This window comes from Mycobacterium sp. 2YAF39, assembly GCF_052114565.1.
Classification (GTDB): Bacteria; Actinomycetota; Actinomycetes; order Mycobacteriales; family Mycobacteriaceae; genus Mycobacterium.
In genome coordinates, this window is sequence record NZ_JBFREZ010000014.1 from 1 (window position 1) to 23,132 (window position 23,132).

21 protein-coding genes are annotated in these 23,132 nt (G+C 66.5%); 10 read left to right on the top strand and 11 right to left on the bottom strand.

Translation table 11 applies throughout. The features are described from left to right. Window positions 1-840: L,D-transpeptidase (locus AB4Z42_RS26825; RefSeq protein WP_442012285.1), on the top strand; the 840-nt coding region annotated here is incomplete at its 5' end. Here AB4Z42_RS26825 and AB4Z42_RS26830 read toward each other — a convergent pair. Further along, a complete protein-coding gene (locus AB4Z42_RS26830) occupies window positions 837-2,837 on the bottom strand; it encodes a M13 family metallopeptidase (RefSeq protein WP_442012286.1) in 2,001 nt (666 codons plus the stop codon). The two genes, AB4Z42_RS26825 and AB4Z42_RS26830, sit on opposite strands and share 4 nt — an antisense overlap. A 65-nt stretch (window positions 2,838-2,902) precedes the next feature. Between AB4Z42_RS26830 and AB4Z42_RS26835 the strand changes: the two genes are divergently transcribed. Together AB4Z42_RS26835 and AB4Z42_RS26840 are read left to right on the top strand one after the other, a co-directional pair. Next, on the top strand, window positions 2,903-3,490 hold the full coding sequence (locus tag AB4Z42_RS26835) for a hypothetical protein (RefSeq protein WP_442012287.1): 588 nt from the start codon (window positions 2,903-2,905) through the stop codon (window positions 3,488-3,490). After that, window positions 3,487-4,176, top strand: a complete 690-nt coding sequence (locus AB4Z42_RS26840; RefSeq protein WP_442012288.1) for a hypothetical protein — start codon at window positions 3,487-3,489, stop codon at window positions 4,174-4,176. Before AB4Z42_RS26835 ends, AB4Z42_RS26840 begins: the two co-directional genes overlap by 4 nt. On the opposite strand, the gene AB4Z42_RS26845 is transcribed toward AB4Z42_RS26840, so the two are convergent. Genes AB4Z42_RS26845 through AB4Z42_RS26860 form a run of 4 tightly spaced genes read right to left on the bottom strand, consistent with a single transcriptional unit; the run spans window position 4,173 to window position 8,268 of the window. Further along, the gene (locus tag AB4Z42_RS26845) at window positions 4,173-4,568 is read right to left on the bottom strand and encodes a CoA-binding protein (RefSeq protein WP_442012289.1); all 396 of its coding nucleotides are present in this window, start codon (window positions 4,566-4,568) and stop codon (window positions 4,173-4,175) included. The genes AB4Z42_RS26840 and AB4Z42_RS26845 overlap by 4 nt on opposite strands. Window positions 4,569-4,574: 6 nt before the next feature. After that, window positions 4,575-4,829, bottom strand: a complete 255-nt coding sequence (locus AB4Z42_RS26850; protein WP_442012290.1) for a hypothetical protein — start codon at window positions 4,827-4,829, stop codon at window positions 4,575-4,577. 17 nt (window positions 4,830-4,846) lie between these two features. Then, window positions 4,847-5,371 carry a helix-turn-helix domain-containing protein gene (locus tag AB4Z42_RS26855; RefSeq protein WP_442012291.1) on the bottom strand — a complete coding sequence of 175 codons (525 nt, stop codon included), beginning with the start codon at window positions 5,369-5,371 and terminating at the stop codon, window positions 4,847-4,849. After that, the gene (locus tag AB4Z42_RS26860; RefSeq protein ID WP_442012371.1) at window positions 5,368-8,268 is read right to left on the bottom strand and encodes an MMPL family transporter; all 2,901 of its coding nucleotides are present in this window, start codon (window positions 8,266-8,268) and stop codon (window positions 5,368-5,370) included. The genes AB4Z42_RS26855 and AB4Z42_RS26860 overlap by 4 nt, the downstream gene beginning before the upstream one ends. A gap of 366 nt (window positions 8,269-8,634) precedes the next feature. Here AB4Z42_RS26860 and AB4Z42_RS26865 point away from each other — a divergent pair, with 366 nt between their 5' ends. From AB4Z42_RS26865 to AB4Z42_RS26880, 4 genes are all read left to right on the top strand, one after another. Continuing rightward, window positions 8,635-9,189, top strand: coding sequence for a hemophore (locus AB4Z42_RS26865; RefSeq protein WP_442012292.1), 555 nt, complete (start codon window positions 8,635-8,637; stop codon window positions 9,187-9,189). Window positions 9,190-9,359: 170 nt separating this feature from the next. After that, window positions 9,360-9,755, top strand: coding sequence for a heme-binding protein (locus AB4Z42_RS26870; RefSeq protein WP_442012293.1), 396 nt, complete (start codon window positions 9,360-9,362; stop codon window positions 9,753-9,755). Between the two features lie 55 nt (window positions 9,756-9,810). Continuing rightward, complete coding sequence (locus AB4Z42_RS26875; protein ID WP_442012372.1) at window positions 9,811-10,479, top strand: response regulator transcription factor; 669 nt, start codon at window positions 9,811-9,813, stop codon at window positions 10,477-10,479. Window positions 10,480-10,482: 3 nt separating this feature from the next. Beyond that, complete coding sequence (locus AB4Z42_RS26880; protein WP_442012294.1) at window positions 10,483-11,829, top strand: sensor histidine kinase; 1,347 nt, start codon at window positions 10,483-10,485, stop codon at window positions 11,827-11,829. Here the strand turns inward: AB4Z42_RS26880 and AB4Z42_RS26885 are convergent. From AB4Z42_RS26885 to AB4Z42_RS26895, 3 genes are read right to left on the bottom strand one after another with little or no spacing between them, the layout of a single operon-like run. Then, window positions 11,785-12,162 carry a DUF3054 domain-containing protein gene (locus tag AB4Z42_RS26885; protein ID WP_442012295.1) on the bottom strand — a complete coding sequence of 126 codons (378 nt, stop codon included), beginning with the start codon at window positions 12,160-12,162 and terminating at the stop codon, window positions 11,785-11,787. The genes AB4Z42_RS26880 and AB4Z42_RS26885 overlap by 45 nt on opposite strands. Beyond that, on the bottom strand, window positions 12,149-13,390 hold the full coding sequence (locus AB4Z42_RS26890; protein WP_442012296.1) for a M23 family metallopeptidase: 1,242 nt from the start codon (window positions 13,388-13,390) through the stop codon (window positions 12,149-12,151). The genes AB4Z42_RS26885 and AB4Z42_RS26890 overlap by 14 nt, the downstream gene beginning before the upstream one ends. Beyond that, window positions 13,369-14,457, bottom strand: coding sequence for a lysylphosphatidylglycerol synthase transmembrane domain-containing protein (locus AB4Z42_RS26895; protein ID WP_442012297.1), 1,089 nt, complete (start codon window positions 14,455-14,457; stop codon window positions 13,369-13,371). The genes AB4Z42_RS26890 and AB4Z42_RS26895 overlap by 22 nt, the downstream gene beginning before the upstream one ends. 76 nt (window positions 14,458-14,533) lie before the next feature. On the opposite strand from AB4Z42_RS26895, the gene AB4Z42_RS26900 reads away from it, so the two are divergent. Continuing rightward, on the top strand, window positions 14,534-15,682 hold the full coding sequence (locus AB4Z42_RS26900) for an AI-2E family transporter (RefSeq protein WP_442012298.1): 1,149 nt from the start codon (window positions 14,534-14,536) through the stop codon (window positions 15,680-15,682). Here AB4Z42_RS26900 and AB4Z42_RS26905 read toward each other — a convergent pair. The 3 genes from AB4Z42_RS26905 to trmB are packed head-to-tail and all read right to left on the bottom strand — an operon-like array spanning window position 15,679 to window position 20,479. Further along, window positions 15,679-18,999 carry an MMPL family transporter gene (locus AB4Z42_RS26905; RefSeq protein ID WP_442012299.1) on the bottom strand — a complete coding sequence of 1,107 codons (3,321 nt, stop codon included), beginning with the start codon at window positions 18,997-18,999 and terminating at the stop codon, window positions 15,679-15,681. The two genes, AB4Z42_RS26900 and AB4Z42_RS26905, sit on opposite strands and share 4 nt — an antisense overlap. Window positions 19,000-19,037: 38 nt before the next feature. Beyond that, window positions 19,038-19,736, bottom strand: coding sequence for an NYN domain-containing protein (locus AB4Z42_RS26910; protein WP_442012300.1), 699 nt, complete (start codon window positions 19,734-19,736; stop codon window positions 19,038-19,040). Then, window positions 19,733-20,479 (bottom strand): tRNA (guanosine(46)-N7)-methyltransferase TrmB, encoded by a 747-nt coding sequence (gene trmB / locus AB4Z42_RS26915; RefSeq protein ID WP_442012301.1) that lies wholly within the window; start codon window positions 20,477-20,479, stop codon window positions 19,733-19,735. The genes AB4Z42_RS26910 and trmB overlap by 4 nt, the downstream gene beginning before the upstream one ends. A 163-nt stretch (window positions 20,480-20,642) precedes the next feature. On the opposite strand from trmB, the gene AB4Z42_RS26920 reads away from it, so the two are divergent. Together AB4Z42_RS26920 and AB4Z42_RS26925 are read left to right on the top strand one after the other, a co-directional pair. Beyond that, window positions 20,643-21,650, top strand: a complete 1,008-nt coding sequence (locus tag AB4Z42_RS26920) for a hypothetical protein (protein WP_442012302.1) — start codon at window positions 20,643-20,645, stop codon at window positions 21,648-21,650. Then, window positions 21,647-23,074 (top strand): hypothetical protein, encoded by a 1,428-nt coding sequence (locus AB4Z42_RS26925; RefSeq protein WP_442012303.1) that lies wholly within the window; start codon window positions 21,647-21,649, stop codon window positions 23,072-23,074. Before AB4Z42_RS26920 ends, AB4Z42_RS26925 begins: the two co-directional genes overlap by 4 nt. Window positions 23,075-23,132 lie beyond the last annotated feature (58 nt).

A 23,132-nucleotide genomic window follows, 5' to 3' on the forward strand; every position in this document is an offset into this window, starting at 1 on the left:
CCGCCCGGACCGCCGCCGCCCGGCGCGCCGCTGCCGCCGCCCCCGCCACCGCTCTTTGGGCAGCCCCAGCCGATGGCGGTCCCGCCGGGAACGCCGGAAGGCCAGAATCCGACGCCGTTCGTCGGTGAGCCGCCGTTCCTGCCGCCGTCGTTCAATCCGACGAACGGTTCGATCGTCGGTGCCGCCAAGCCGATCTACATCAACTTCCAGCGGCCGATCGCCAACCAGCAGATGGCCCAGGACGCCGTGCACATCACGTCCGTGCCACCCGTTCCCGGCAGGTTCTACTGGACCAGCGACACCCAGCTGCGGTGGCGCCCGCAGGACTTCTGGCCGGCAGGCACCAAGGTCTACATCGACGCCGCGGGAACCAAGTCGACCTTCACCGTTCCCGAGCAGTTGATCGCGACCATCGACGATGCGACGCACGAGATGGAAGTCATGCGTAACGGCGAGCTGGTGAAGACCATCCCGGTATCGATGGGTATGTCGGGTGGCGGCCATACCACCCCCAACGGCACCTACTATGTGCTCGAGAAATTTCCCCACATCGTCATGGACTCCTCGACATACGGTGTGCCCGTGAATTCAGCCAACGGCTACAAGACCGATGTGGATCTTGCGGTCCGGATCGACAACAGCGGCAACTTCGTACACAGCGCGCCATGGTCGGTGGACGATCAAGGTGTCCGGAACGTCAGCCACGGATGTATCAACATCAGCCCTGAGAACGCGAAATGGTTCTACGACAACTTCGGCAGCGGCGATCCGATCGTGGTCAAGAACTCGAAGGGCTGGTACAACCAGCCCGACGGCGCGTCAGACTGGCAGATGTTCTAGCTCCAGATCCGTACCCGGTGCTCGGGGTCGAGATACAGCGCGTCTGACTCGTCGACCTCGAACGCCTCGTAGAACGCGTCCAGATTGCGGACGACGCCGTTGCACCGGAACTCCGGCGGCGAGTGTGGATCGGTGGCAAGCCGCCGGATGGCCTCGGCGTCACGGGATTTCGTGCGCCACACCTGTGCCCAGCCGAAGAACACGCGCTGCTCACCGGTCAGGCCGTCGATGACCGGTGCCGGTTCACCCCCGAGCGACAGCTGGTAGGCGAGTAGCGCGATCGACAGGCCACCGAGATCGCCGATGTTCTCCCCGACGGTGAATGCGCCGTTCACGTGGTGGCCGTTGCTCAGCGTCCGCGGTACATATTGGTCATATTGCTCGATCAAAGCCGTTGTCCGCGTGCCGAACTCGGCACGATCCTCGTCGGTCCACCAGTCGATCAGGTTCCCGTCGCCGTCGTACTTGGCGCCCTGGTCGTCGAATCCGTGCCCGATCTCATGACCGATCACCGCCCCGATCCCGCCGTAGTTGGCGGCATCGTCGGCCTCGGCGTCGAAGAACGGTGGCTGCAGAATCGCAGCGGGAAACACGATTTCGTTCATACCGGGGTTGTAGTAGGCGTTGACCGTCTGCGGGGTCATGAACCACTCATCGCGGTCGACGGGGCCCCCGAGCTTGGCCAGCTCACGCTGGTATTCGTGGGCGTGCCCGCGCCGCACGTTTCCGTACAGGTCGTCGCGCTCGATCACCAGCGTCGAATAGTCGCGCCACTTGGCCGGATAACCGATCTTGGGCGTGAACTTGTCGAGCTTGACCAGCGCCTTCTCGCGGGTCTGCGGTGTCATCCACTCCAGAGAGTTGATGCTGACCCGGTAGGCCTCGCGCAGGTTTGCGACGAGTTCGTCCATCCGGGCCTTGGCCTGAGGTGGGAAGTGCCGTTCGACGTAGAGCCGTCCGACGGCGTCACCCATCAGACCCTCGACCAGCGACACGGCGCGCTTCCAGCGATCGCGGATCTGTTCGGTGCCCGACAGCAGGCGGCCGTAGAACTCGAAGTTCTGCTCGATCAGCTCGTCGGTGAGGACATCAGACCGGGCGTTGATCAGCTCCCACCGCGCCCACAGCTTCCAGTCGTCGAGCTCCTCGCTCGCCCACAGTGCGGCGAACGCCGTCAGGTAATCGGGCTGGCGAACCACCACCTCGGCGGCCTGCGCGTCAGAAATCCCAAGGTTCGACAACCAGGTCGCCCATCCGAAACCCGGTGCCTCGGTGGGGATGTCGGTGAACGCCCGCAAGTTGTATGTCAGATCCGCGTCGCGTCGTTTCACCACATCCCAGTGCCCGGCCGCGATCTTCGTTTCCAGCGCGACGATCCGGGCGGCGGCGGACGCGTGGTCGGCCGCGGTACCGCCGAACACGATCGCGAACATCGCCGCGATGTGCCCGGGGTATGCCGCCAGGATCTCGGCGTGCTGCGGCTCGCGGTAGTACGACTCGTCGGGCAGGCCGAGGCCGGACTGAGTGAAGTGCAGAAGGTAGCGCGTGGAGTTTTTCGAGTCGGTGTCGATGTAAAAGCCGACACCGCCGCCCGACCCGGCCTGCTGCAACTGCCCGAGCACCGCCGCCAGCGCATCGGGAGTGTCGGCGGTGTCGATGGCGGCCAACTCGTCTAGGAGCGGCAGCAGACCCCGCTCGGCCACCGCACGCTCGTCCATGAAGCTGGCGTACAGGTCGCCGATGCGCTGGGCGTCGGTGGAAGGTGCGGCCACTCCATCCGATGTCGCCGCTGACGCGGCTCCGAGGATCAGGTCACGGACGTGCTCCTCGGCGCGGTCGTACAACGACCGGAATGCGCCGTCGGTGGCGCGGTCGCCAGGCATCTCGTATTCCGTCAACCAGCGGCCGTTGACGTGGCCGAACAGGTCGTCTTGCGGGCGGGCACCGGATTCGACGTGGCTCAGGTCGATACCCGAGCGGATGGCTTCTACGGTCACCCCACCAGGGTGCCAGACTCCTCGTCGTGGCCGCGCGGGTGAGGTCGCCGGGTACCCTCACGCGCATGCCCGACGACGAGCCGAACTCCAGCGATGCCGATCGCAGCATTTCCGGCTATGGCATCGGCTCCGCTGTCGTCGGCGTGATCGCCATTGCCGCGATCGTGCTCGCCGCGCTGATCTGGACGCAGCATCGCGCCGACGCCGACGAGCTGCATTACCGCACCAGCGCCATGCAGGCCGCCGCCGAGTGGACGAGCGTGCTCATCAACATGAACAAGGACACCGTCGACGCCAGCCTGGCCCAGCTCCACGAGGGCACTGTCGGACAGCTCAACGCCGACTTCGACGCCTCGGTGAAGCCGTACCGCGAACTGGTCCAGAAGTTGCAGTCGCGCACCACCGGCCAGGTCGACTCGGTGGCGGTGGAATACACCCATCACGAACAGCCGGGCCATCAAGGGCCGCCGCAGCCGGCCGCGCCCGAGCTGTCCGTGTTCGCCTCGCGCACCGACACCGTGATGGTCGTAGCGACGTCAGTCAGCGAGAACGCAGGCAGCGACAAGCCGCAGACGGTGCGCTGGACGCTTCGCCTCGATGTCGCAGACATCGACGGCAAGCCGATGATCTCGCGGCTGGAGCCGATCCGATGAGAAATGCCCTGCGTATCTTGGCTTTCGACGTGGTGCCGCCGCTGGCCGCGATCGCCGGACTGGTGTACATCGGTATAGCGCTCGCATGGCCGCTGTGGTGGGTCGCGATTCTTTCGGTGCTCTGCGTGCTCATCGTCGAGGCGGTCGTGGTCAACGTCGTACTGGCGCGGCGGGACGGTGTCACCGTCGGCTCCGACGACGACGGGCCGAGGCTGCGGCTTGCGGTGGTCGCGGGCGCGACGGCGGCGCTGGCGGCCGCCGTGATCGTCGGCTACCTGAATTGGTCGGTGCCAGATCGCAACCTGCGCAAGGACACCGGGGAAGTGGTCGGTATCGCGACCAGCGTCGCGGAGGCATCCGCGACGTTCACCCCGCAGAACCCCACCGCCTCGATCGACCGGGCCACAGGAATGATGTCTCCGCAGAGCGCAGATGCCTTCAAGAAGGAATTCGCCTCCGTAGCAAAGGATTTGGCCAGCCGAAAAGTCTCCGCTCAGGCCAGCACGGTATCTGCTGGGGTAGAGGCGATCGGGCCTGCGGCGGCCAGCGTCGCGGTGATCCTGCGCGGGACCCAGAACTCGCCGGGCAATCCACCCGAGACCGCGGTGCTCGCGCTGCGGGTCCAATTGTCGAAGCAGGACGGCCGCTGGTTGGTCGACGACGTGTCGCCGATCCACTCGCGCTAGCCGAGGAGCTGGGCGTGGTCCACCTTCAGGCAACGGTCCATCACGACCTGTAGCCCGGCCGCAGCACCATCGCGAGCGATGTCGTCGTCGGTCAGACCCTGTTGCAGCCAAAGGGTTTTCGCGCCCACGTCGATGGTCTCGCCAAGCACCGAACGCAAATGTTCGTGGCGCCGGAACACGTCGACCAGGTCGGGTACCACGGGCAGATCCGCAAGGGACGGATAGACCATGTCGCCGTCGATCTCACGCAGCGTCGGATTCACCAGGTACAGCTCGTAGTCGCTCGCGGACTTCAGGTATCGCCACACGCCGTGGCTCGGCCGCATGGGGTCGCCCGAAATACCGACGATCGCCACGGTCCGGGTCTGGCGGAGAATGCGCTCGATGTCCATCGGTGCCTAGTAGCTGAACGTGGTTGCGCCGTCGCCGATCCATTCCCAGAGCTGAACCGTCCCGCCGGCTTCGGCTCCGCTGATGAAATTCCCGACGCCGACGCCCGGCACCGCCAGTCGGACGGCCTCTTTGGTGAGGAACATCAGCGTCGGCCTGCCACTCTCGGCGGCGCCAACGGCGACGAGGAACGCCACGGTGACCTTCTCGGCATCCTCGAGTCCTGTCGTGAGGCTGATCGCGGCTTTGTTGTTGCTGTTCATGCCGCCAGCGTAGGTGCTCAGGCCTGGTCGTCGCGGCGCGTCGACCGCATCTTGGCGAACCGGTCGGAGAGCCTGCGCATGCGCACCATCAGCGCCGCGGACGGACTGGTCTCACCGCTCAGATAGGCCGCGAAGTCGTTGTTCGGCACACCGGTACGCGATGCGAACTCCTGCTGGCCCAGACCGGACTTGTCGAGCAGCGCGTGGATCTGGCGTGCGACCTCGGCGCGCTCGTTGGCTTCCAGATGCTCGCGGGTGCGTTGGAGCACCTCGGCGAGCGCCTTCGAAACGCCGTACGGACGGGCGGTCTGCAGAACTTCCTCGACCTGGCGCGCGGTGCGGCCGAACGGATCGCGCTTGATCGCCGCCACGATGCGCTGCCAGACGTTGAGATCGTCGGTCTCCAGCGCGGCGCGTATCGCCGCGGTGGGCCAGAATTCGACCGGCCGGTCGTCGGCCACGGGATGGCGGGCAGGGCCGTTATGGCCGCCGGAGGCAGCCTCACGGCGCTGGGTGCCCCGAACGTCGGGAGCCACCGTCACCTCGCCTCCTCCAGCATCGCCACCGCCACCGAAAGGCAGCGCTCCCTCACCGTGGCCCAATCGGCCTCCGCCTCAGGGCCCGACATGCGGGTGTCGTGCTCGTCTGACGGTTGGGGGTCGGCCAGTCGGCGCACCAACTGGGTGGCCACCCATTGTTTCCTCGAATCCTGTCCACAGTAGTACCGGTCTATCCCCGTCAGCACCGTCGCGGCCGTACGAGTCTCCATCGCCTCGACCAGATCGGCGAAGTCTGCGTAGTCCCTTGTGCTGTTTCGACACATGATGAGGTAACCCTGCAGCCGCAGTGTCTCGGCGCCCGTCGGGATCTGCAATCGGTCGCCGGTCGGTAGTTGCACATTGGTGGTCTCGACCGGGCTGCTGCGTTCCATCGGCGCCCGCTCGAAACCGGATGCCGCACTCAGCGCATCCAGTGCGACCGACAGTCGGCCCCGCCACATCGTCACCGGATGTACCGGCAGTTCGGCGGTGAGCAGCGCCTTGCCGTTGGCGCCGTTGCGGTGTGTGCCGTTGATACGGTTCGCGCTGCGCAACTGCTTCACCGGCATGCAGCCGCTGAACGCGAGTGGATCGGCGACGGTAACAGCTTGGGGTGCAAGGGTTTTAAGCTTGGCTGCCGATTTGACGACCATCCGCAGTTCCGAACCGCTCGGCCCGAGGGACGAGATGTCGTCGGGGATGATGATGAGATCGGGAGTCTCGACCTTGGGGAGCGGCTTCTCGAAATCAACCGACGGCAGAATGCGGTCCAGCCAGCGGGGTAGCCACCAGTTCCATTCGTCGAACATCGCCATCAGTGCGGGCACCAGGATCAGGCGCACCACGGTGGCGTCGACCGCGATGGCCACGGCGCACGCGACTCCGAGCTGGGCGACCAGCGGCATACCCGCGAAGGCGAACCCGATGAACACCGCGATCATGATCAGCGCGGCACTGGTGATCGTGCGCGCACTGGTGCTGACGCCGTACGCGACGGCGTCGCGGGTGTTGCCGGTCTGCAGGAACCGCTCCCGGATGCGCGTCAGCAGGAAGATCTCGTAATCCATCGACAGGCCGAACGTCATCGCCAGCACCAGCGGCGGGATGGTGCTGTCCAGCGACGAGATCGGTTTGAAGCCGAGGGCCTCCAGCCAGCCCCACTGGAAGACGGCGACCAGGCTGCCGTAGGCGGCGGCGACCGACAGGACGGTCATCAGGACGCCCTTGAGCGCCAGGAACACCGACCGGATGGCGACGAGCAGCATCACGAACGCGATCAACGCGACGAACGCGAACACCAGCGGCTGTTTCGCGGACACCTGATCGTCGAAGTCCTTGATCAGAGCCGTCGGACCGCCGACGTCGACGCGGGTCGCGCCGCCGAGTCCGGGCGTCGAGGGCAGTTGTGCGCGCATCCAGTCGACCGTTTCGCGCGCGCCCATGTCCTCGGGGTCCACCGACAGCACGGCCGAAAGCAGGGCGTGCCGGTAGTCCTCACCGAAAACCGCAGGCGCCACCGAGACGACGTTGGGGCCCTGGGCCATTCGCTGGCGCAAGGTGTCCAGCAAGGGTGCCTTCGACGGCGCCGACGCGGCGTTGCCGTCGGGGAAGCTCACCAGAACCCGCACCGGCCCGAGCGCGCCGGGTCCGAGCGCCTGCGCGGCCGCGTTCACCCCGCCGCGGATCTCGTGCGTCGGTTCGAACTGACGCTGCATGCTGTTGCCGAGCACCATCGAGAACGCGGGCGCGGCCAACGTGAGAAGGATCAGCGACGCCCCGAGCGCCGCCAGCCACGGCTGCCGCATCACCCAGCCCGTCCAGCGTGTCCAGAACCGCGACTGGGTTGTCTCCGGGCGCCGGGACCAATGCAGATACGACGATCGCTTGGCCGCTGCCTTACCGAATGTGGCGAGAACGGCAGGCGTCAGCGTCGTCGAGGTCAGCACGGCAAGGGCTACCGCCAAAATCGCGCCGGTGGCCATCGAGACCAGGACGGGCGTCTGGATCAGGTAGATGCCGGTCACCGAGGCGATCACGGTGAGGCCGGAGAGCACGACAGCCAGACCCGAGGTGGCCATCGCGGCATCGGCGGCCTGTTCGGGATCACGGCCCGAGCGCAGTTCCTCGCGGAAACGCATGAGGATGAACAGCGAGTAGTCGATGGCCAGTGCGATTCCGAACATCGACACCGTCGACGTCACGAACACCGACATGGTCGTGTACATCGACAGCAGATAGACCAGTCCCATCGTCACGACGACGGTGCAGATTCCCAACACCAGCGGCATCGCCGCAGCGGCCAGTGACCCGAAGACGGCGAGCAAAACAATCAGGACGATCGGAAGGTTCCACTGCTCGGCCTGCGCGATGTCGTGTTTGGTGGCCTGTGTCGCGGCGGCGCCGAGTGCGCCCTGCCCGATGACGTAGAGCTTGACCCTGCCGTTCTCGATCTCGCCGGGGTCCTCGCCGTTGATCCCGACCTTCTGGCGCAGCTGTTTTGCGACGTCGACCGCGCCGGTGTTGTTGAAGTCCAGCTGCAGCGTGACGACGTACGGACGGTCGGGTTGCGGCGCCGGCTGCTGCGGATTGGGCACGAGCCTGACGCTGGGCACCTCGGCGGCCGCGCGCTCCAGAAATGCGACGGCGTTGTTCATGTCCTCGTAGGACGCGTCGGCGCGCGGTGCGGCCACCAGGGCCAACGGCGACGCACCCTGGTCCGGGAAGTTCTGCTCGAGTTCTCGCTGGACCCGCAGCGACTGTGAACCTTCGACCTCGAAACCGCCCCCGGTGAGGTGACTCGATTGGTTCAGCGCCAGATAGATCGATGGCACCAGGAGAAGCAGCCACACAGCGAACACCGCCCAGCGATATCTGCGCAGGGTGCTGCTCAAGCGCATCATGAACTGCTGGATGTCGAAGTCCCCGCTTTCTCCCCGGAGTCGGCCCGCCGACGACATTCCACCCGGCGTTTCTAGCGTGAGCGTACAACAGCGTGTGCTATGGCGAAGGCGCCCGCGAACTCTGCCAGCAACGCCTTAAGCAGCTCTAACCCTCTTCTTCACCTACACCGTCGCACCTGGTTGACGGCTGCCGGTCTCCTGCCGTTGACATGTGCATCTGCTCGCTGAATTGGTCGGCCCCGCGCTGCTGATGGCAATATATGTGGTGGCCGTTTTGGCCGTTTTTCTGGTCGGGGACCTGTTGCCGTCGATTCGCGAGCGCTTTTCGGAGCACCGAGACGTTCGCAAACCGTAAGGAGAGCGTCCATGAAATCGATCTCTGCTGCGCTGCGACGCGGACTGTGGGCCGCGTTCGCCGTCTCCGCAGTCGGCGGCGCCGCGGTGGTGGCGCCACCGTCGCCGGCCGTGCCCTCAGCAACCGCGGCACCGGACCCGTGTGCGGCCAGTGAAGTCGCCAGGACGATCGGCTCGGTGGCCACCTCGATGGGCGACTACCTGGACGAGCACCCGCAGACCAATCAGGCGTTGACGACGATCTCCAAATCGCAGGCCGGCCCGCAGTCGCTCGGCGCGGTGAAGACGTACTTCGACGCCAATCCGCAAGCGGCCAAGGATCTGCAGCAGCTGCAGCAGCCGCTGGCGACGCTCTCCGGCCGGTGCCAACTGCCGCTGACGCTGCCACAGGTGATGGGTCTGGTTCAGGCCGCACAACAGGCGCCATCGAGTTTGCCGGCAGGCCTGCCCACCGGGACGAGCGCGGGTACTCCCGGCGCCGCGGCACCGGCGCAACCGGCGGCGGCATCGCCGGTGTCACAGGGCTCCGGGCCACTCCCAGGTACCGCGATCGGGGGCCTACCGTAGCCTGCACCGACGCGCCACCTTCGCTGGTAGCGCCATTGAGCTGCGATTTCAGACTTTCTTAAGATTCGTTGGCCGCAAGGCAAGAAAGTCGCTGCACATTCTGCTTAGCTTTTGATGTCGGTAACCGCCCATGGTTACTTCCTTTTCACTTCCTACGAAGGAGCTTGTCCATGTTGCTCTCGGCCCGTACTGCCCGACGTGCGGTTGCTGGCGCGGTGGGAACCGGCGCGATTGCCGGTGCGATGCTCATTGGTGCCATGCCTTCGGCGTCGGCGCAACCGGCACCTGCGCCTCCTAACCCGCCGAACTGCACCGCGGCTGACTTGGCTGGTGTCGCTTCGGGCGTGTCGGCGGCGACGTCTGCCTACCTCTTCACCCACCCGGATGTGAACTTCTTCTTCACGAGCCTCGAGGGTGTGCCCCGCGAGGACGTTCGTGACGACGTTCAGAACTATCTGAACCAGAATCCTCAGGCCAAGGCCGACCTGACCGGGATTCGTCAGCCGCTGGTCGACCTGAAGAACCGCTGCGGCGACACCAACGGCGACGGCATCGCGGACAGTTAAGCCTCCGTTCGGGGGGCCAACTGAGCCGGTGGACGGTGCTGGCCGCACCGTCCTGATGGTCGATGACGACCCGGACGTCAGGACTTCGGTCGCGCGCGGTTTGCGCCATTCGGGCTTTGACGTTCGGGTTGCTGCGACCGGTAAAGAGGCCTTGCGGCTGTTATCGAACGAATCGCACGACGCGCTTGTTCTCGATGTCCAAATGCCGGAGCTCGACGGCGTCGCCGTCGTGACGGCGCTGCGTGCACTCGGGAACGAGATCCCGATCTGCGTGCTGTCTGCGCGGGACACCGTCAACGACCGCATCGCGGGCCTGGAAGCCGGCGCCGACGATTACCTGACGAAACCGTTCGATCTGGGCGAGTTGGTCGCGCGGCTGCACGCACTGCTGCGTCGCGCGGGCCACTCCGACCAGCAGTCGGACACCATGACGGTCGGTCCCTTGACCATCGACACGGCAAGGCGTCTGGTCTTCGTGGGCGGTGAACGCGTCAATCTGACCAAGCGTGAATTCGACCTCCTCGCCGTGCTGGCCGAGAACGCCGGTGTGGTGCTCAGCCGTCAGCGCCTTCTCGAACTCGTCTGGGGCTACGACTTCGACGTCGACACCAACGTGGCCGATGTCTTCATTTCCTACCTGCGGCGCAAGCTCGAACGCGATGGCCTGCCGCGGGTCATCCACACGGTTCGCGGGATCGGCTATGTGTTGCGAGACGAGCCGTAGCGGGTGAGACTTCCGCGGTTTCTGCGATCCGCGTCGCTTCGCACCCGGGTGGCCGTGGCGTCGGCAGCAGCCGCCGCCGCCGTCGTGGCGGTGTTCACGATCGCGACATCGGTGGTGTTGGCGAATAACGATGCGGCGCAACTGGATCGCCGACTCGATTCGATCATCGACGCCAGCATGTATCCCGAACAGGTGCAGGACCCGCGCCGTGGAGTGTTGACGACGGGCCGGTCCCAGTCGACCGGTCAGGTGGTGTTCCAGCGGGGCCTGCAGTTGCCGCAGCTGCCGCCGGGCACCGACACCGTGAACGTCAACGGCGTCGAGTACCGGGTCCGCACCATTCCCGTCGACGAGCCCGACGGCGTGATCATGTCGATCGGTATCCGCGCCGACAGCATCCTGTTGAACCGCTCGAGGATCCCGCTCTACACCGCGGCGGGTCTACTGGCCGTGCTGATCGCCGCCCTCCTCGGCTGGCTGCTCGCGGGTCCCGCGATACGGCCGCTGCGACGGCTGACAGAACACACCAAACAGCTGCGCAGGGGCAGTGAGCAGATGCCGGAAGTCCGTGGAGTGCGCGAAGCCGAAGACCTCTCGGAGGCGATGTCGGCCATGCTGAGGCGACTGGCCACCGCGCAGCGGGCCACCACCAACTCGTTGCAGGCCGCGCAGGATTTCGCGGCCAACGCCGCCCACGAGTTGCGCACTCCGCTCACCGCGATGCGTGCCGATCTGGACACGTTACGGATCCACGATCTGCCCGCCGACGAACGCGATGAAGTCGTCGCGGACCTGTCCCGGGCCCAGCGACGCGTCGAGGCGATCATCACCGCACTCGGGCAACTGGCGTCGGGTCAACTGGCGCAGGCCGAGGACCGCGAACTCATCGATGTCACCGACATGCTGGACCGGGTGGCGCGGGAGAACATGCGGTTGAGCGGAGAGGTCGAGATCGTGGTGGAGGCGGAAGATGACCTCGGTGTCGTCTGGGGCTGGCCGAGCGGCCTGCGCCTTGCCGTCGACAACCTGGTGCGCAACGCAATCACGCACGGGCGGGCGGCCCGCATCGAGCTGGAGGCACGACGCGCGGGCGACACGATCGTCATCGTCGTGGACGACAACGGGTGTGGACTGCCCGCCGAGGAACACAAGGCGGTCCTCGGCCGGTTCTCGCGTGGCAGCACCGCAGCACCTGGCGGCTCCGGGCTCGGCCTCGCTCTCGTCGCACAGCAGGCGGAACTGCACGGCGGCAGCATCGAGCTTTCCGACGGCCCACTGGGCGGGTTGCGTGCGACCTTGACGGTGTCAGCGTCGGGTGAGCAGAGTGGCCCCGGCTCGCCATCCGAGTAAGAGCAGCGCGGTCGCAAGCGACGCCACCACAATGAAACTCGGTGCCACCGAAGCGGATGTGAGCTTTCGCAGCGCCATCCCCACCACGACGGTGCACAACCACACAACCACGCCGGTGGGCACCAGTGCGGCCGGACGCCGCCAGGCCCGCGACAGCAGCCAGCCCACAACCGTTCCGGCCAGAAACGGCCACGCGGTCTCGGCGATACCCGAAACGGTCAGCCCTTCGGCGTGACTGCGCCTGCCTATCGCGCAGAAGACGACGACGCACAGGACGTCGGTCCCGAGCGCGGTCAACGCAGGACGGGTCTGCTCGGCGCTATCGATCGGCATAGGTCATCACGTCGAGATCCATTGGCATGACGTCGTTCTCATCGCGCGCGGCGAAGCCTGGTTGAAGTGGTATGGGCTGATCGGGGGGAAGCGCCTCGAGTTCGGCCGTTGTCCCGGAGACGCGGGAGTCGAGCCGGAACTGGTTGTACACGAAGGGAAGTCCGTTGGAGCGAAGTGGATCGACCGCACTCATCACGTGGAAGTGCAGATGGGGTGCGGTGCTGTTGCCGGTGTTACCGACCGAGCCGATGACCTGGCCTGTCGTCAGCCGGTCGCCCGGTTTGACCCCGACGGCGCCGGTCCTGATGTGGGCGTACAGGGCGTAGTTGCCGTTGCCGAGGTCCTGCACGATATGGTTGCCGGCGTACTGGTCCAGGGGCAGACCGGTGGGGCCCGTGCCGGGCACCTGTTCGGGCAAGCCGTCGACCGCCGCCACGACGGGACCGTCTGCGACAGCGAGGATGTCGCTGCCGAACGCCGGATAGCTCTCAAGCTTCTTCGGGTCTCCTTCAAACTGCCTGCGGTCGGGTTCGAGCTGCACGTAGTCGATGGCGAACCGCTCGGCGGCCCACAGTTGACCGTTGATGGGATTGAGCGACATCCGGTGCGCTTCCATGCCGCAGCAGCCGTTGCCCGCCAACCAGTTCGGACCCGTCAACGGGGGCGAGATGACGACCGGTTCACGCGTCTGTACCTCGACCGGCGCGACGTTCTCGGTCGTCCTGGCGGGAAACAGCGGAGTCAGCGGCTGCGGATTGGACACCGAGATGTTGTGCGTCAGCCGTGCGGGAACCGAGGCGTCTTTCTCGAGGGCGACATCCAACCACACGACTGCGGTCTGCGCCGCGCCGATAGTCGTTGTGGGCGCGGTGTTTCCGAGGATGCGAGTCCACTGGCCCAGCTGATCACCGGGGAGGTTCAGGAGCGCGACATCGCGATCGAGGACCGTCACCGAGGTGATGGTGACGTCGTGCGCAAGCACGTTGGTGAGTTGCAGTTCATAGGCGAGGTGGGTCTTACCGTCGGTGGTGGGAACCGGGATCGGCGCGGCGATGACGCTGGCCACGATCGGGGTGGCCACCGACGGTTCGGGTCCACGAAGAGGTCCGGCGGCCGCCGACGACGCCGGTGTGGACGCCGTTTCGGTGGAACGGGTTTCGGTCGACGGTGAGCAGGCGGCGAGTACGGCCGCCGCACCGAGGATCGCTATTGATTCCCGGGTCCGCATGAATCCTCCGCGTTGTTCGTGGCGTCGGGATCGACGTCGGCGTCGGTGCGGAACATGAAGAAGAACACCACCCACCCGATCGCGGCGATGAAGATCCAGCTGACTGTTCGGTAGATGAGCATCGCGGAAATCGCTGAGGCCAAGGTCATTCCGCTGGAAACGAGTCCTGGCACCAGGACCGCTTCGACCACCAGCAGGCCGCCGGGCATCAGCGGGATCGAACCGACCGCACGGGCGGCAACGTATGCGACGACCACCCCGAGCAGCGACGGTTTCCCACCGGCGGCGAAACAGGCGAGCAACAACGTCCCCACACCGGTGACGAGCGTCATCATCGACCACACGAAGGCGACGCCCATCTGACGCCGCGTCAAGTTGACCGACTCCAGTTGGGCCAGGGTCTCGCGCCACTTGTCCAGACCGTTGTCCGAGGGCTTGGCGCGCAGATAGTTGACCCACGACAGCACGCGAACGCCGACGCCGTCGAGCAGGTCCGGACGGGACGCCACCGCCTGGGCGAGGACGATGAGCATGATGAAGCCGGCGAGGGTGAAGATGAGCGAGAACGGGTTGTGTTTGGCGCCAAGGAAGAACGCGCTGCCCAAGCCGAGCAACGTCAGGCTGATCACCTGCAGCGCGCCCGACATCACCAGCTGCCATGACGCGATGACCGGGGTGGCCCCCCACGAGCGCTGTTGGCGGTAGATGAACGTCGCCGACAGCACCGGGCCACCCGGCAGCGTCGTGCTCAGTGAGTTACCCGCGTAGAACGCGGCCTGCGAACGCCATTGGTGCACGGGTACGCCCGCCGAGCGCAACAGCTTGCGCTGGATGTCACCGAAGAAATGCATCGAGGCCATCGCCGCACCCATCGCCGCGAGTACCCACCACCAGTTCGCCGAGGACAGACTGCGCCACGCATCCGCGAGCTGTTCACGTACCAAGGTGAGTTCGACGGACAGCACGACGACCGCGACGGCGATGATCACCCACCGCAGCCACCAGTACTTACCGCGCGCTGCGCGGTTCTGACCGCGAGCCTGGCGCGCCGGCGCGTCGTGTGACACGCCCTACAGGGTAAAGCGTGGGGCGGTGTTTCCCGAGATACACGGACTCCGCGAGGCGGGCCGTTACGCTGACGGAATGTCAGCGGGTGTGTCCGATGTCGACCAGGCGGTGAGCCCGCTGGTGCGCAAGGCCGCAGCGTGGTCGTGGCGGCTACTGGTCATCTTCGCTGCGATCTTCGCGGTGCTGTGGTTGTTCAAACGACTCGAGGTCATCTTCGTTCCCGTTCTCCTGGCGACGATGGTGGCCGCCCTCCTGATGCCCGCCGTGGACTTCATCGATCGACGGGGCGTACCGCGAGGAGCCGCGGTCGCCCTCATGCTGCTGTCCGGCTTCGCGGTGGTGGGCGGCATCCTCACCTTCGTCGTCAGCCAATTCGTCGACGGCGTGCCCGCGCTCGCCGAACAGGTCGGCCACAGCATCGAGGGCGTGGGCAACTGGTTGGCCAACGGCCCACTTCATGTCAGCAATGAACAGATACAACAGGTTCGCGAGAGCGCCCTCGAAGCGCTGCGCAACAATCAGGAGAAACTGACCAGCGGAGCGCTGTCGACGGCGGGCACCCTCACCGAAATCGTCACCGGCGCGCTGCTGATGTTCTTCACGCTGATATTCCTGCTGCACGGTGGCCGCAACATCTTCGCGTTCATCACCAAGATCTTCCCCGCGCACGTGCAGCCGCGCGTGCGCGACGCCGGCCGGGCAGGCTTTCGCTCGCTGATCGGATACGTGCGTGCCACGTTCCTCGTCGCGCTCGTCGACGCGGTCGGCATCGGCGCCGGTCTGGCCATCATGGGCATACCGCTTGCGCTGCCGTTGGCGTCATTGGTCTTCCTCGGTGCGTTCATCCCGCTGGTCGGCGCGGTGATCGCCGGATTCGTCGCCGTCATCGTCGCGCTGATCGCCAAGGGTTGGATCTTCGCGCTGATCACCCTCGGCCTGATCATCGCCGTTCAGCAACTCGAGGGCCATGTGCTGCAGCCGCTGGTGATGGGCCGCGCCGTCTCGATCCATCCGCTGGCCGTCGTGCTCGCGATCGCGGCGGGTGGGGTTTCGGCGGGCATCGTCGGCGCACTGCTGGCCGTGCCCGCGGTGGCGTTCGTCAACAGCGCGACGAGGGTGCTGCTGGCCAGGGATCCCGCGGCCGAGGAGGCCGCACAGGCCACCGGGGATGAGGCGGTCATCACGGCCAAAGCCGACGATGTCGGGGACGCCGAGAAGGACTAGAGCCTGCCCTCGCGGCGCAGCAGATCCTGAGCGCTCATACCGCCGCCACGCCGCTTCGGCTTCTCGCCTTCCTCGCGGGTGTTGAGCTTGTCGGTGGCGGTCTCCGGATCTTGCGGCCGTTGCGCCGGGATCGCCGTCGTCGGAGCGGCGTCATCGGACTCCGGGGCTTGCGCCGGAATCGCCGTAGTCGGCGGTTCGTTGGTCGGGCCGGGTTCTGGCGCCCTTCGCCGTCCGCCGGTCGCTTCCGGCATCGCGCGGGTGGGGTCCGTCGACGGCCGTCCCCTGCCCTCGGTCGGCGGCCTGTTCGTCGGTGGCGGTGTCGGCGGGCCCGCGGGCGCGTTGGTGCCGCGCAATTCGCCGAGCCACGACTCGATTTCGCGTTCCTCCCGCGGCGCCTGCGGACGCGGTGCCGGCGGCGCGGCAGCCGCGCGAGTGGCGGCCGCGGCGTTGGTCACGGCGTTACGCACCGCCCGTTTGGCGGTCGAGAGCTTCGTCGTCTCCGGTTCATCGGAGGGTGCGCGCCCGCTCGGCATACGCGTCGTACCCGTAGCCGAGGGCGCGTTGGTTCGCGGTGGCGCCGCGGCCCGTGCGATCGACGGGCGCGATGCACCCTCGGCGGCCGGATGCGTCGGGTCGTGCGGCGCCCGGGGCCGTGCAGACGGCGGCGGGACGGGTGCACCCGCGCCGACCAGAGCTTCCTCCGGCGCGCGAACGGCGGGCCGCCTGCGCTCGTCGGGCAATTCCGTCTCGCCGAGACCCAGGCGCTCCTGGATGCGTTTCATCCACCTAGGCGCCCACCAGCAGTCGTCGCCGAGCAACTTCATGATCGCCGGCACCAGGAACATTCGGACGATGGTGGCGTCCAGCAGCAGTGCGATGAGTAGGCCGAACGCCAGATACTTCATCATCACCAGATCGGAGAACACGAAGGCGCCCGCGACGACAGCGAGGACCAACGCGGCACCGGTGATCAACCGGCCCGTGGTGGCCGTGCCGATGCGGATCGCCTCCGCGGTGGACATACCGCGTTCGCGGGCCTCGACCATTCGGGAGACCAGGAACACCTCGTAGTCGGTGGACAGCCCCCAGATCACGGCGATGATCAGGCCGATCATCGGAGCCATCAGTGGCTGCGGTGTGTAGTTCATCACCCCGGACCCGTGGCCGTCGACGAACATCCATGTCAGCACGCCCATCGTCGAGCCCAAGGTGAGCGCGCTCATCACCGCGGCCTTGATCGGCAGTACCACCGAACCGAACGCCAGGAACATCAGGACCGTCGTTGTGACGATCAATATGGTGACCATCAACGGCAGCTTGTCGAACAGACTGTGGATACTGTCCTGCTCCAAAGCCGGTGTGCCACCGACGGATATCGTGATGCCGCGGGGCGGCGATATCGACCGCAGTTCGTCGACCTTCTTCGCCGCGTCGTTGCGGTTGACCAGACCGTTCTGGATCACGCGAACCGATGGGTCGCTCGATTCACCGCCGCGCGGTTGCCACATCTTCGACGCGTCGCCGTCGGGTTCGATGAAGCCAGGAATGGTCAGGGCCTTGCTGCGAATCTCTGCGACCTGCTGATCGGTGACCGGCTGGCCGTCGGTGTTCTGGATGACCAGCGTGAGCGGTTCGGTGCGGAACCCGGGGAAGGACTTGTCGAAGTCCTCCTGCGCCAGCCGGACCGCATTGTCGGGCGGCAGATACTTCTCGCTGATGCCGCCGAGGGCCAACTGACCGAGCGGAATGATGAGCACGATCATCGCGACCGCGATGGGCGCCGCGAAGGCGACAGGGCGCTTCATCACGACGTTGACGAGCTTGCCCCAGAAACCCTTCTCCACTTCGGCGCGCGTCTTGGTCTTCTGCGTCTTCTCCGCCAGCCAGTTCAACCACCAGACGATCGGGGTGCGAGCGAACGGCACATAGCGCGCCAGCGCGATACCGATCACCACGACGGCGACGAAGATCACGATGCCCAGCAGCACCGCGTACAGCGCGGTGCCGAGGGTTTCCTTGGCCGAGATCACGGCGTAGGCGAGACCGCCGAGCATCGTGATGTAGCCGATCGTCAGACCGATCAGCGCGTATTGCGCGCCCTGCTCACCGGTCTGCTTGATGCGTTTGCGCGCAAGGTGACCCAGCGCGATACCCACCGGCGGAAGCAGCAGGCCCGCGGGGATCGAGGCCAGCGCGAACGTGTTGGTGCGCGGGTTCGCAGGGTCGGAGGTGATCGGCGTCGGTTCGGTGAACTTCACCAACCAGCGCACCCCGAGCGCGTCGACCCTGGGACCGAGGATGGCCAGTGCGGCGGGCAACACCGAGACAGACAGGATCGCCGCGAGCATGACCGACGCGATGATCGCGTAGGTGATCGACTTCAGGAAGCCCTGCGGGAACAGCAGCAACGGCATCGATGACGCGACGAGGATGACCGCGGAGAACATGATGGTGCGGCCCGACGTCATCACGGCGCGGCGCACCGCGGCCTCGGTGTCGTACCCCTCGGCGATCTCCTCGCGGAATCGACTGACCATGAACAGGCCGTAGTCCACCGCGATGCCGAGCCCCATCAGGGTCACCACCGGCTGGGCGAAAAAGTGCACCGGCATGAATTCGGCGAGGATGCGCATGATGCCGAGCGCTCCCGCGATGGTCAGGCCGCCGATGACGCCGGGCAGGGCCGCCGCGATCACGCCGCCGAAGACGAAGAACAGCACCACGCACACGAGCGGGATAGCGGCGACTTCGGCGCGCTTCTGATCCTCGCCGATCGTGCCGGTGAGCTCACCGGCGAGGGGATTCAGACCGGCGAGCTGAATGTGGCCGTCGTTGACCTTCTGCAGATCGGGTTCGATGGCCTGGTAGTTCTTCAGGATCGTGTCGTCGTCGTCGCCCTTGAGCGGGACGCTGATGAACGTCTTCGACAGGTCCGAGGTCTTCATCTGCTGGACCGTCGGGTCGTCGCTGGTTGGGGCGCGAAGCCAGCCCACCCAGCCGACCATCTGGTCCTGATGGTCGGCGACGAGATCGTTGAGCTCGTCGGTGGTCTTCTTCATCCACTCGGGATCGTCGACCTTCTTGCCGTCGGGCGGCGTCAGGATCGCCACGACGTGGCTCGTGCGGTCGCGTCCGTATGCCTTGTCGGCCGCGATGGACGCGGCGACCGATTGGCTGCCCTCGTCGTAGAACCCGCTCTGGGTGACGTGCTCGCCGAGACTGATACCGAAAACGCCGCCACCGAGGCACAGTGCAACCATGACGCCGATGACGGCGTACCGGTACCGGTACACCATTCGACCCCACCAGGCGAACAACTGAGCTCCTAACTAAGTCAGTGGTGACCCGCGCAAGTTCAATTGTTGACGCGCGACGTCAAAAGCGATGACAACGGCCGGAACGGCTGCAGCCAAGCCCCCTGCTCGGGCAACGAATCGAGTCCGATTCGCGGCAGTGGCTCCCGGAAAACACCAGGAATGTCCTCCAGGTCGACGAACACCAAGGTATCCGACGCTAGCGCCCAGCTCGCATGTTCGCGAAATCCGAGCACCTGGACAGGTATGCCGTCGCGGGCGATTTCCTCCAAGGGCTGCTTGAATGCCTGCCCGTCGGCTGAAGCCACCAGCACGCCGGCCAGTCCGTCGCTCCTGCGGAGCGCGATGTGATTGAGCATGTCGATGTCGACGTCGCTGTCTTCATCGATCTTCGGTTTCGCAAAGACCGCAAAACCGACGTTACGCAATGCCTCCACCCAAGGGCGAACCACATCGGCGCTACCTGGGGCGATGTTGGTGAAGACGGTGGCCTCCGGAATTAGGGGGGGCTCCAGCGAGACGTCTGGACGCGCCGCCGAGAGTTCGGCCGTGCGGGACAGCAGCCAGCGGCCCAGCGCATCGAAACGCGGCCGGTGCGCCGCCGTCGGGCGGCCGCCGAGGATCGAGCCGAGGCCCATGTCCAGGTTGGGTGCGTCCCAGACCAGCAGCACCCTGGAGGTGGCCGGCGCGGCCTCTTCTATCTGGGGTTCTATCCGCTGAATGTCTTCGGTGAGGCTCATTCGGCCTTCTCCCAGAGCAGTTCGGTCACGACGGGGCCTGCGAGCGCCTTGCGCTCGTACTTCGTCACCGGCCGGTCGGCCGACATGGGCAGGGCGTCGTCTGCGGACACCCGGCGCAGTCGCGGTTCGGCGTCACCCACCTCGGCGATGTGTTCGGCGTAACCCGCGTGGTCGGTCGCGGCGTGCAACACACCGCCTGGCCGCAGGCGGTCGGCGATCAGCGCCATGGTCGCCGGCTGCAGCAGCCGACGCTTCTGATGGCGGGCCTTCGGCCAGGGATCGGGGAAGAACACCCGAACACCGGTCAGCGATGCGGGGCCGAACATGTACTCGAGGACGTCGACGCCGTCGCCGCGGATCAAGCGGATATTGGGCACGTTCTCGCGATCGATACCGGACAGCAGCTGAGCGAGCCCGCGTTTGTAGACCTCGACTGCCACCACATCGATGTCGGGTTCGGCCTGCGCCATCGCCAGCGTCGAGGTGCCCGCTCCGCAGCCGATCTCCAGCACGATGGGCGCCGAACGCCCGAACCATGTCTCGGTGTCCAGCAGCGGTGCGGGTCCGTCGCCTTCGCGGGCGTACTTCCCCAGCTCGGGCCAGAGCCGCTCCCACGTGGCCTGCTGGCCCCCGCTCAGCGTGGTGCGGCGGGTTCGGAAGCTGGTGATGCGGGGATGCAGATGCGACGCGGGTGGTGCCCCGACATCCGCGCTTCCCGAAAGCATCCGTCCATGGTCGCTCATCAAGGGTGGAGTACCCGCATCGTGGTGCAGATTGATACCCAACAGTTGCCTTTTGCTGCTACCTGGTGTCGGCACGCTGTCTTTTATCCCCAGAGGTCACAACTGCCGCACGCGCCATGCCGCTGGGGGTGCCACCATCGTGGGTGGGAAACGGGGCCACCGCATGCGGAGCTCCGCGGGGGAACATGGAGGCCGCCTGATCTTCGTCGACGTCCTGACCCAATTCGCCGAGCGGAGCCGCAATCCGCGGTTGACGCCGATCATCCGGCGAGCCGGTGCGCCGGTGCGCGTTGCCGTCGAGGGTCGACGTGGGGTCGGGCGGACAACCGTGGCTGCCGCCCTGACCTGTTCCGGTGTCGCGGTGAGCACCGACGCCGCCGACGCGGACGTCGCCGTGCATGTGATCGCCGAAGTCCTCAAGCCCGAGGATCGGCTCGCGGTCAGTCGATCGGACCGTCCGACCGCGATCGTCCTGAACAAGGCGGATCTGACGGCGTACGGGGTCGACGGGCCGCTGGCGGTGGCGCAGCGTCATGCCGCGGCGATCGGTGCGTCGACGAACACGCCCACGGTGGCGATGGTGGGGCTGCTCGCTGCGGCCGAGTTGGACGACGAACTGATGGCCGCACTGCGGACGCTGGTCGATACGCCCGCGGATCTGGCATCCACCGACGCGTTCGTGCGATGCGAACATCCGCTGTCGGCGCAGATGCGTCGACGCCTGCTGGATGCGCTGGACCGGTTCGGCATCACCCGTGCGGTGATGGCCATCGAAGACGGTGCCGACGCGGCTGCGGTGCGGGCGCTGCTGCGCCGAATGAGCGGCGTGGAGTACGCGGTGGCGCAGGTGGAAGCAGTCGCCGCGCCCGTGCGGTACCAGCGTGTGCGCGCAGCGATCGGCGAATTGCATGCGCTCGCAATAAGATCCGGAGACCAGGAACTCGCCGGGTTCCTCGTGGCCGACGGCACGGTGCTGGCTGTGATGGGGGCGGCCGTCGAGGTGGTGGAAGCCGACGGCATGCACGTCGACAGGGGAGACGATCCCGCGGCGCACCGCAGGCGCGCGGTGCACTGGCGGCGTTACGGCACCGGGCCGCTCGGTGCCTTGCACTACAGCTGCTCGGTGGATATTCGCCGAGGGTCGCTGCGTCTGCTCGGGCGGTGCAGGTGACCTGCGGGAGCTCCGTCGTCGTACTGGTGGTGGGCCCGTGCATGTCGGGTACCACCAGCCTGATCGGTGCGCTGCGTACCCGGTTTCCCGAGTACACGTTTGTGGAGTCAGGGGAAATGGATTCCTCGCATGCCCTGGCCGCGGTGGTCTTCACGGTGTCGGCAATTGCGCCGGTGACGGAATCCGATTGTGCGCTAATGGATTCGGCGGCCAGGGACACCGATCTGGTGATCGGCGTGGTGGCGAAGATCGATGCGCACCGCAACTGGCGCGACGCGCTTGCCGCGGACCGGGCGCTGTTGGCGCAGCGTGCGCCGCGATACGCCGAGGTTCATTGGGCCGGCGCCGCGGCCGCTCCGGATCTGGGCGAACCCCGCACCGATGAACTCGTCGCGTTGTTGCGGCAACGGCTGTCGGATCCCGATGTGGCACAACGGAATCGACTGCGCGCGCGTGAAAGTCGACTGCAGAGCATGATCGAGCAGTGCAGGGCCGACGGCGACGGTTCAGAACGCCGCGCCCGGGTGCGCGTACTGCACGAGACCCGTGACGACATTCTGCGTCGCACACGCCTGTCGAAGAACGAGCGCAACATCACGTTGCGCAGTCAGCTCAAGCAGGCCCGGGTGCAGCTCGGGTACTTGGCACGCAACCGCTGTACGTCGGCGAGGGGTGAGCTGGCCGAGGACGCGGCGCAGCTGTCGCGTCGCCGCATCAGATCCTTCGAGTCGCAGGTGCGGAACTGCGTGCGTGCGGTTGCCGAAGAGGTGGACGAGGGCGTGACCGATCAGCTGGCACACGTGGCGGCCGAACTGCACGTGCCCGCACCCGCGGCGATCGCGCCACCGCCGACGCCACAGCTCTGTCCGCCGCCGCTGAAGTCACGTCGGCAGGAAACGCGGCTGATGCTGATCCTCGGCGCAGGGTTCGGGCTCGGGATGGCGCTCGTGGTGACCCGGCTGTTCGCCGGGCTGGCGCCCGGTATGACCGTGGCAGGTCTGGCGGTGGGCGGCGCGGTCGGGCTGGCGCTGACCGTGTGGGTGGTGGGCATTCGCGGGCTGCTTCACGACCGGGGGTTGCTCGACCGCTGGGTCACCGACGCCGTCAACGTCTTGCGCTCCGCGGTGGAGGAAAGGGTTGCTACCCGGATCCTGGTCGCCGAGACGGCACTGTGTTCGGAGCTCGCTCACCGCGACGAGGTCGACAGTGCCACCGCGGCCGACAGGGTCGCCGAGATCGACGCCGAACTGCGCGAGCACGCGGTCGCCGCGGCACGGGCGGCGAAGGCGATGGACCGACGCCTGCCGCCCCTTCAGAGCGAGTTGGATGCTGTCCGGGAGGAGCTGTCCGGCTCCGTCGTCCCGGAAAGGCCGTCAGCTGAATCGATACACCGCCGAGATGGGCTTTCTGAATCGTTCCTGTGAGTGATCGGACATAGATCCGATTTACCGCGGGTATGTCACCCGCGTTAACCTCTTAGAT

Excerpts from the sequence above, each read along its gene's own strand:
- AB4Z42_RS26835 (WP_442012287.1), top strand. The coding sequence starts at position 2,903 with ATGCCCGACGACGAGCCGAACTCCAGCGATGCCGATCGCAGCATTTCC.
- AB4Z42_RS26840 (WP_442012288.1), top strand. The coding sequence starts at position 3,487 with ATGAGAAATGCCCTGCGTATCTTGGCTTTCGACGTGGTGCCGCCGCTG.
- AB4Z42_RS26845 (WP_442012289.1), bottom strand. The coding sequence starts at position 4,568 with ATGGACATCGAGCGCATTCTCCGCCAGACCCGGACCGTGGCGATCGTC.
- AB4Z42_RS26850 (WP_442012290.1), bottom strand. The coding sequence starts at position 4,829 with ATGAACAGCAACAACAAAGCCGCGATCAGCCTCACGACAGGACTCGAG.
- AB4Z42_RS26860 (WP_442012371.1), bottom strand. The coding sequence starts at position 8,268 with ATGATGCGCTTGAGCAGCACCCTGCGCAGATATCGCTGGGCGGTGTTC.
- AB4Z42_RS26865 (WP_442012292.1), top strand. The coding sequence starts at position 8,635 with ATGAAATCGATCTCTGCTGCGCTGCGACGCGGACTGTGGGCCGCGTTC.
- AB4Z42_RS26870 (WP_442012293.1), top strand. The coding sequence starts at position 9,360 with ATGTTGCTCTCGGCCCGTACTGCCCGACGTGCGGTTGCTGGCGCGGTG.
- AB4Z42_RS26875 (WP_442012372.1), top strand. The coding sequence starts at position 9,811 with ATGGTCGATGACGACCCGGACGTCAGGACTTCGGTCGCGCGCGGTTTG.
- AB4Z42_RS26885 (WP_442012295.1), bottom strand. The coding sequence starts at position 12,162 with ATGCCGATCGATAGCGCCGAGCAGACCCGTCCTGCGTTGACCGCGCTC.
- AB4Z42_RS26890 (WP_442012296.1), bottom strand. The coding sequence starts at position 13,390 with ATGCGGACCCGGGAATCAATAGCGATCCTCGGTGCGGCGGCCGTACTC.
- AB4Z42_RS26900 (WP_442012298.1), top strand. The coding sequence starts at position 14,534 with ATGTCAGCGGGTGTGTCCGATGTCGACCAGGCGGTGAGCCCGCTGGTG.
- AB4Z42_RS26910 (WP_442012300.1), bottom strand. The coding sequence starts at position 19,736 with ATGAGCCTCACCGAAGACATTCAGCGGATAGAACCCCAGATAGAAGAG.
- trmB (WP_442012301.1), bottom strand. The coding sequence starts at position 20,479 with ATGAGCGACCATGGACGGATGCTTTCGGGAAGCGCGGATGTCGGGGCA.
- AB4Z42_RS26920 (WP_442012302.1), top strand. The coding sequence starts at position 20,643 with ATGCGGAGCTCCGCGGGGGAACATGGAGGCCGCCTGATCTTCGTCGAC.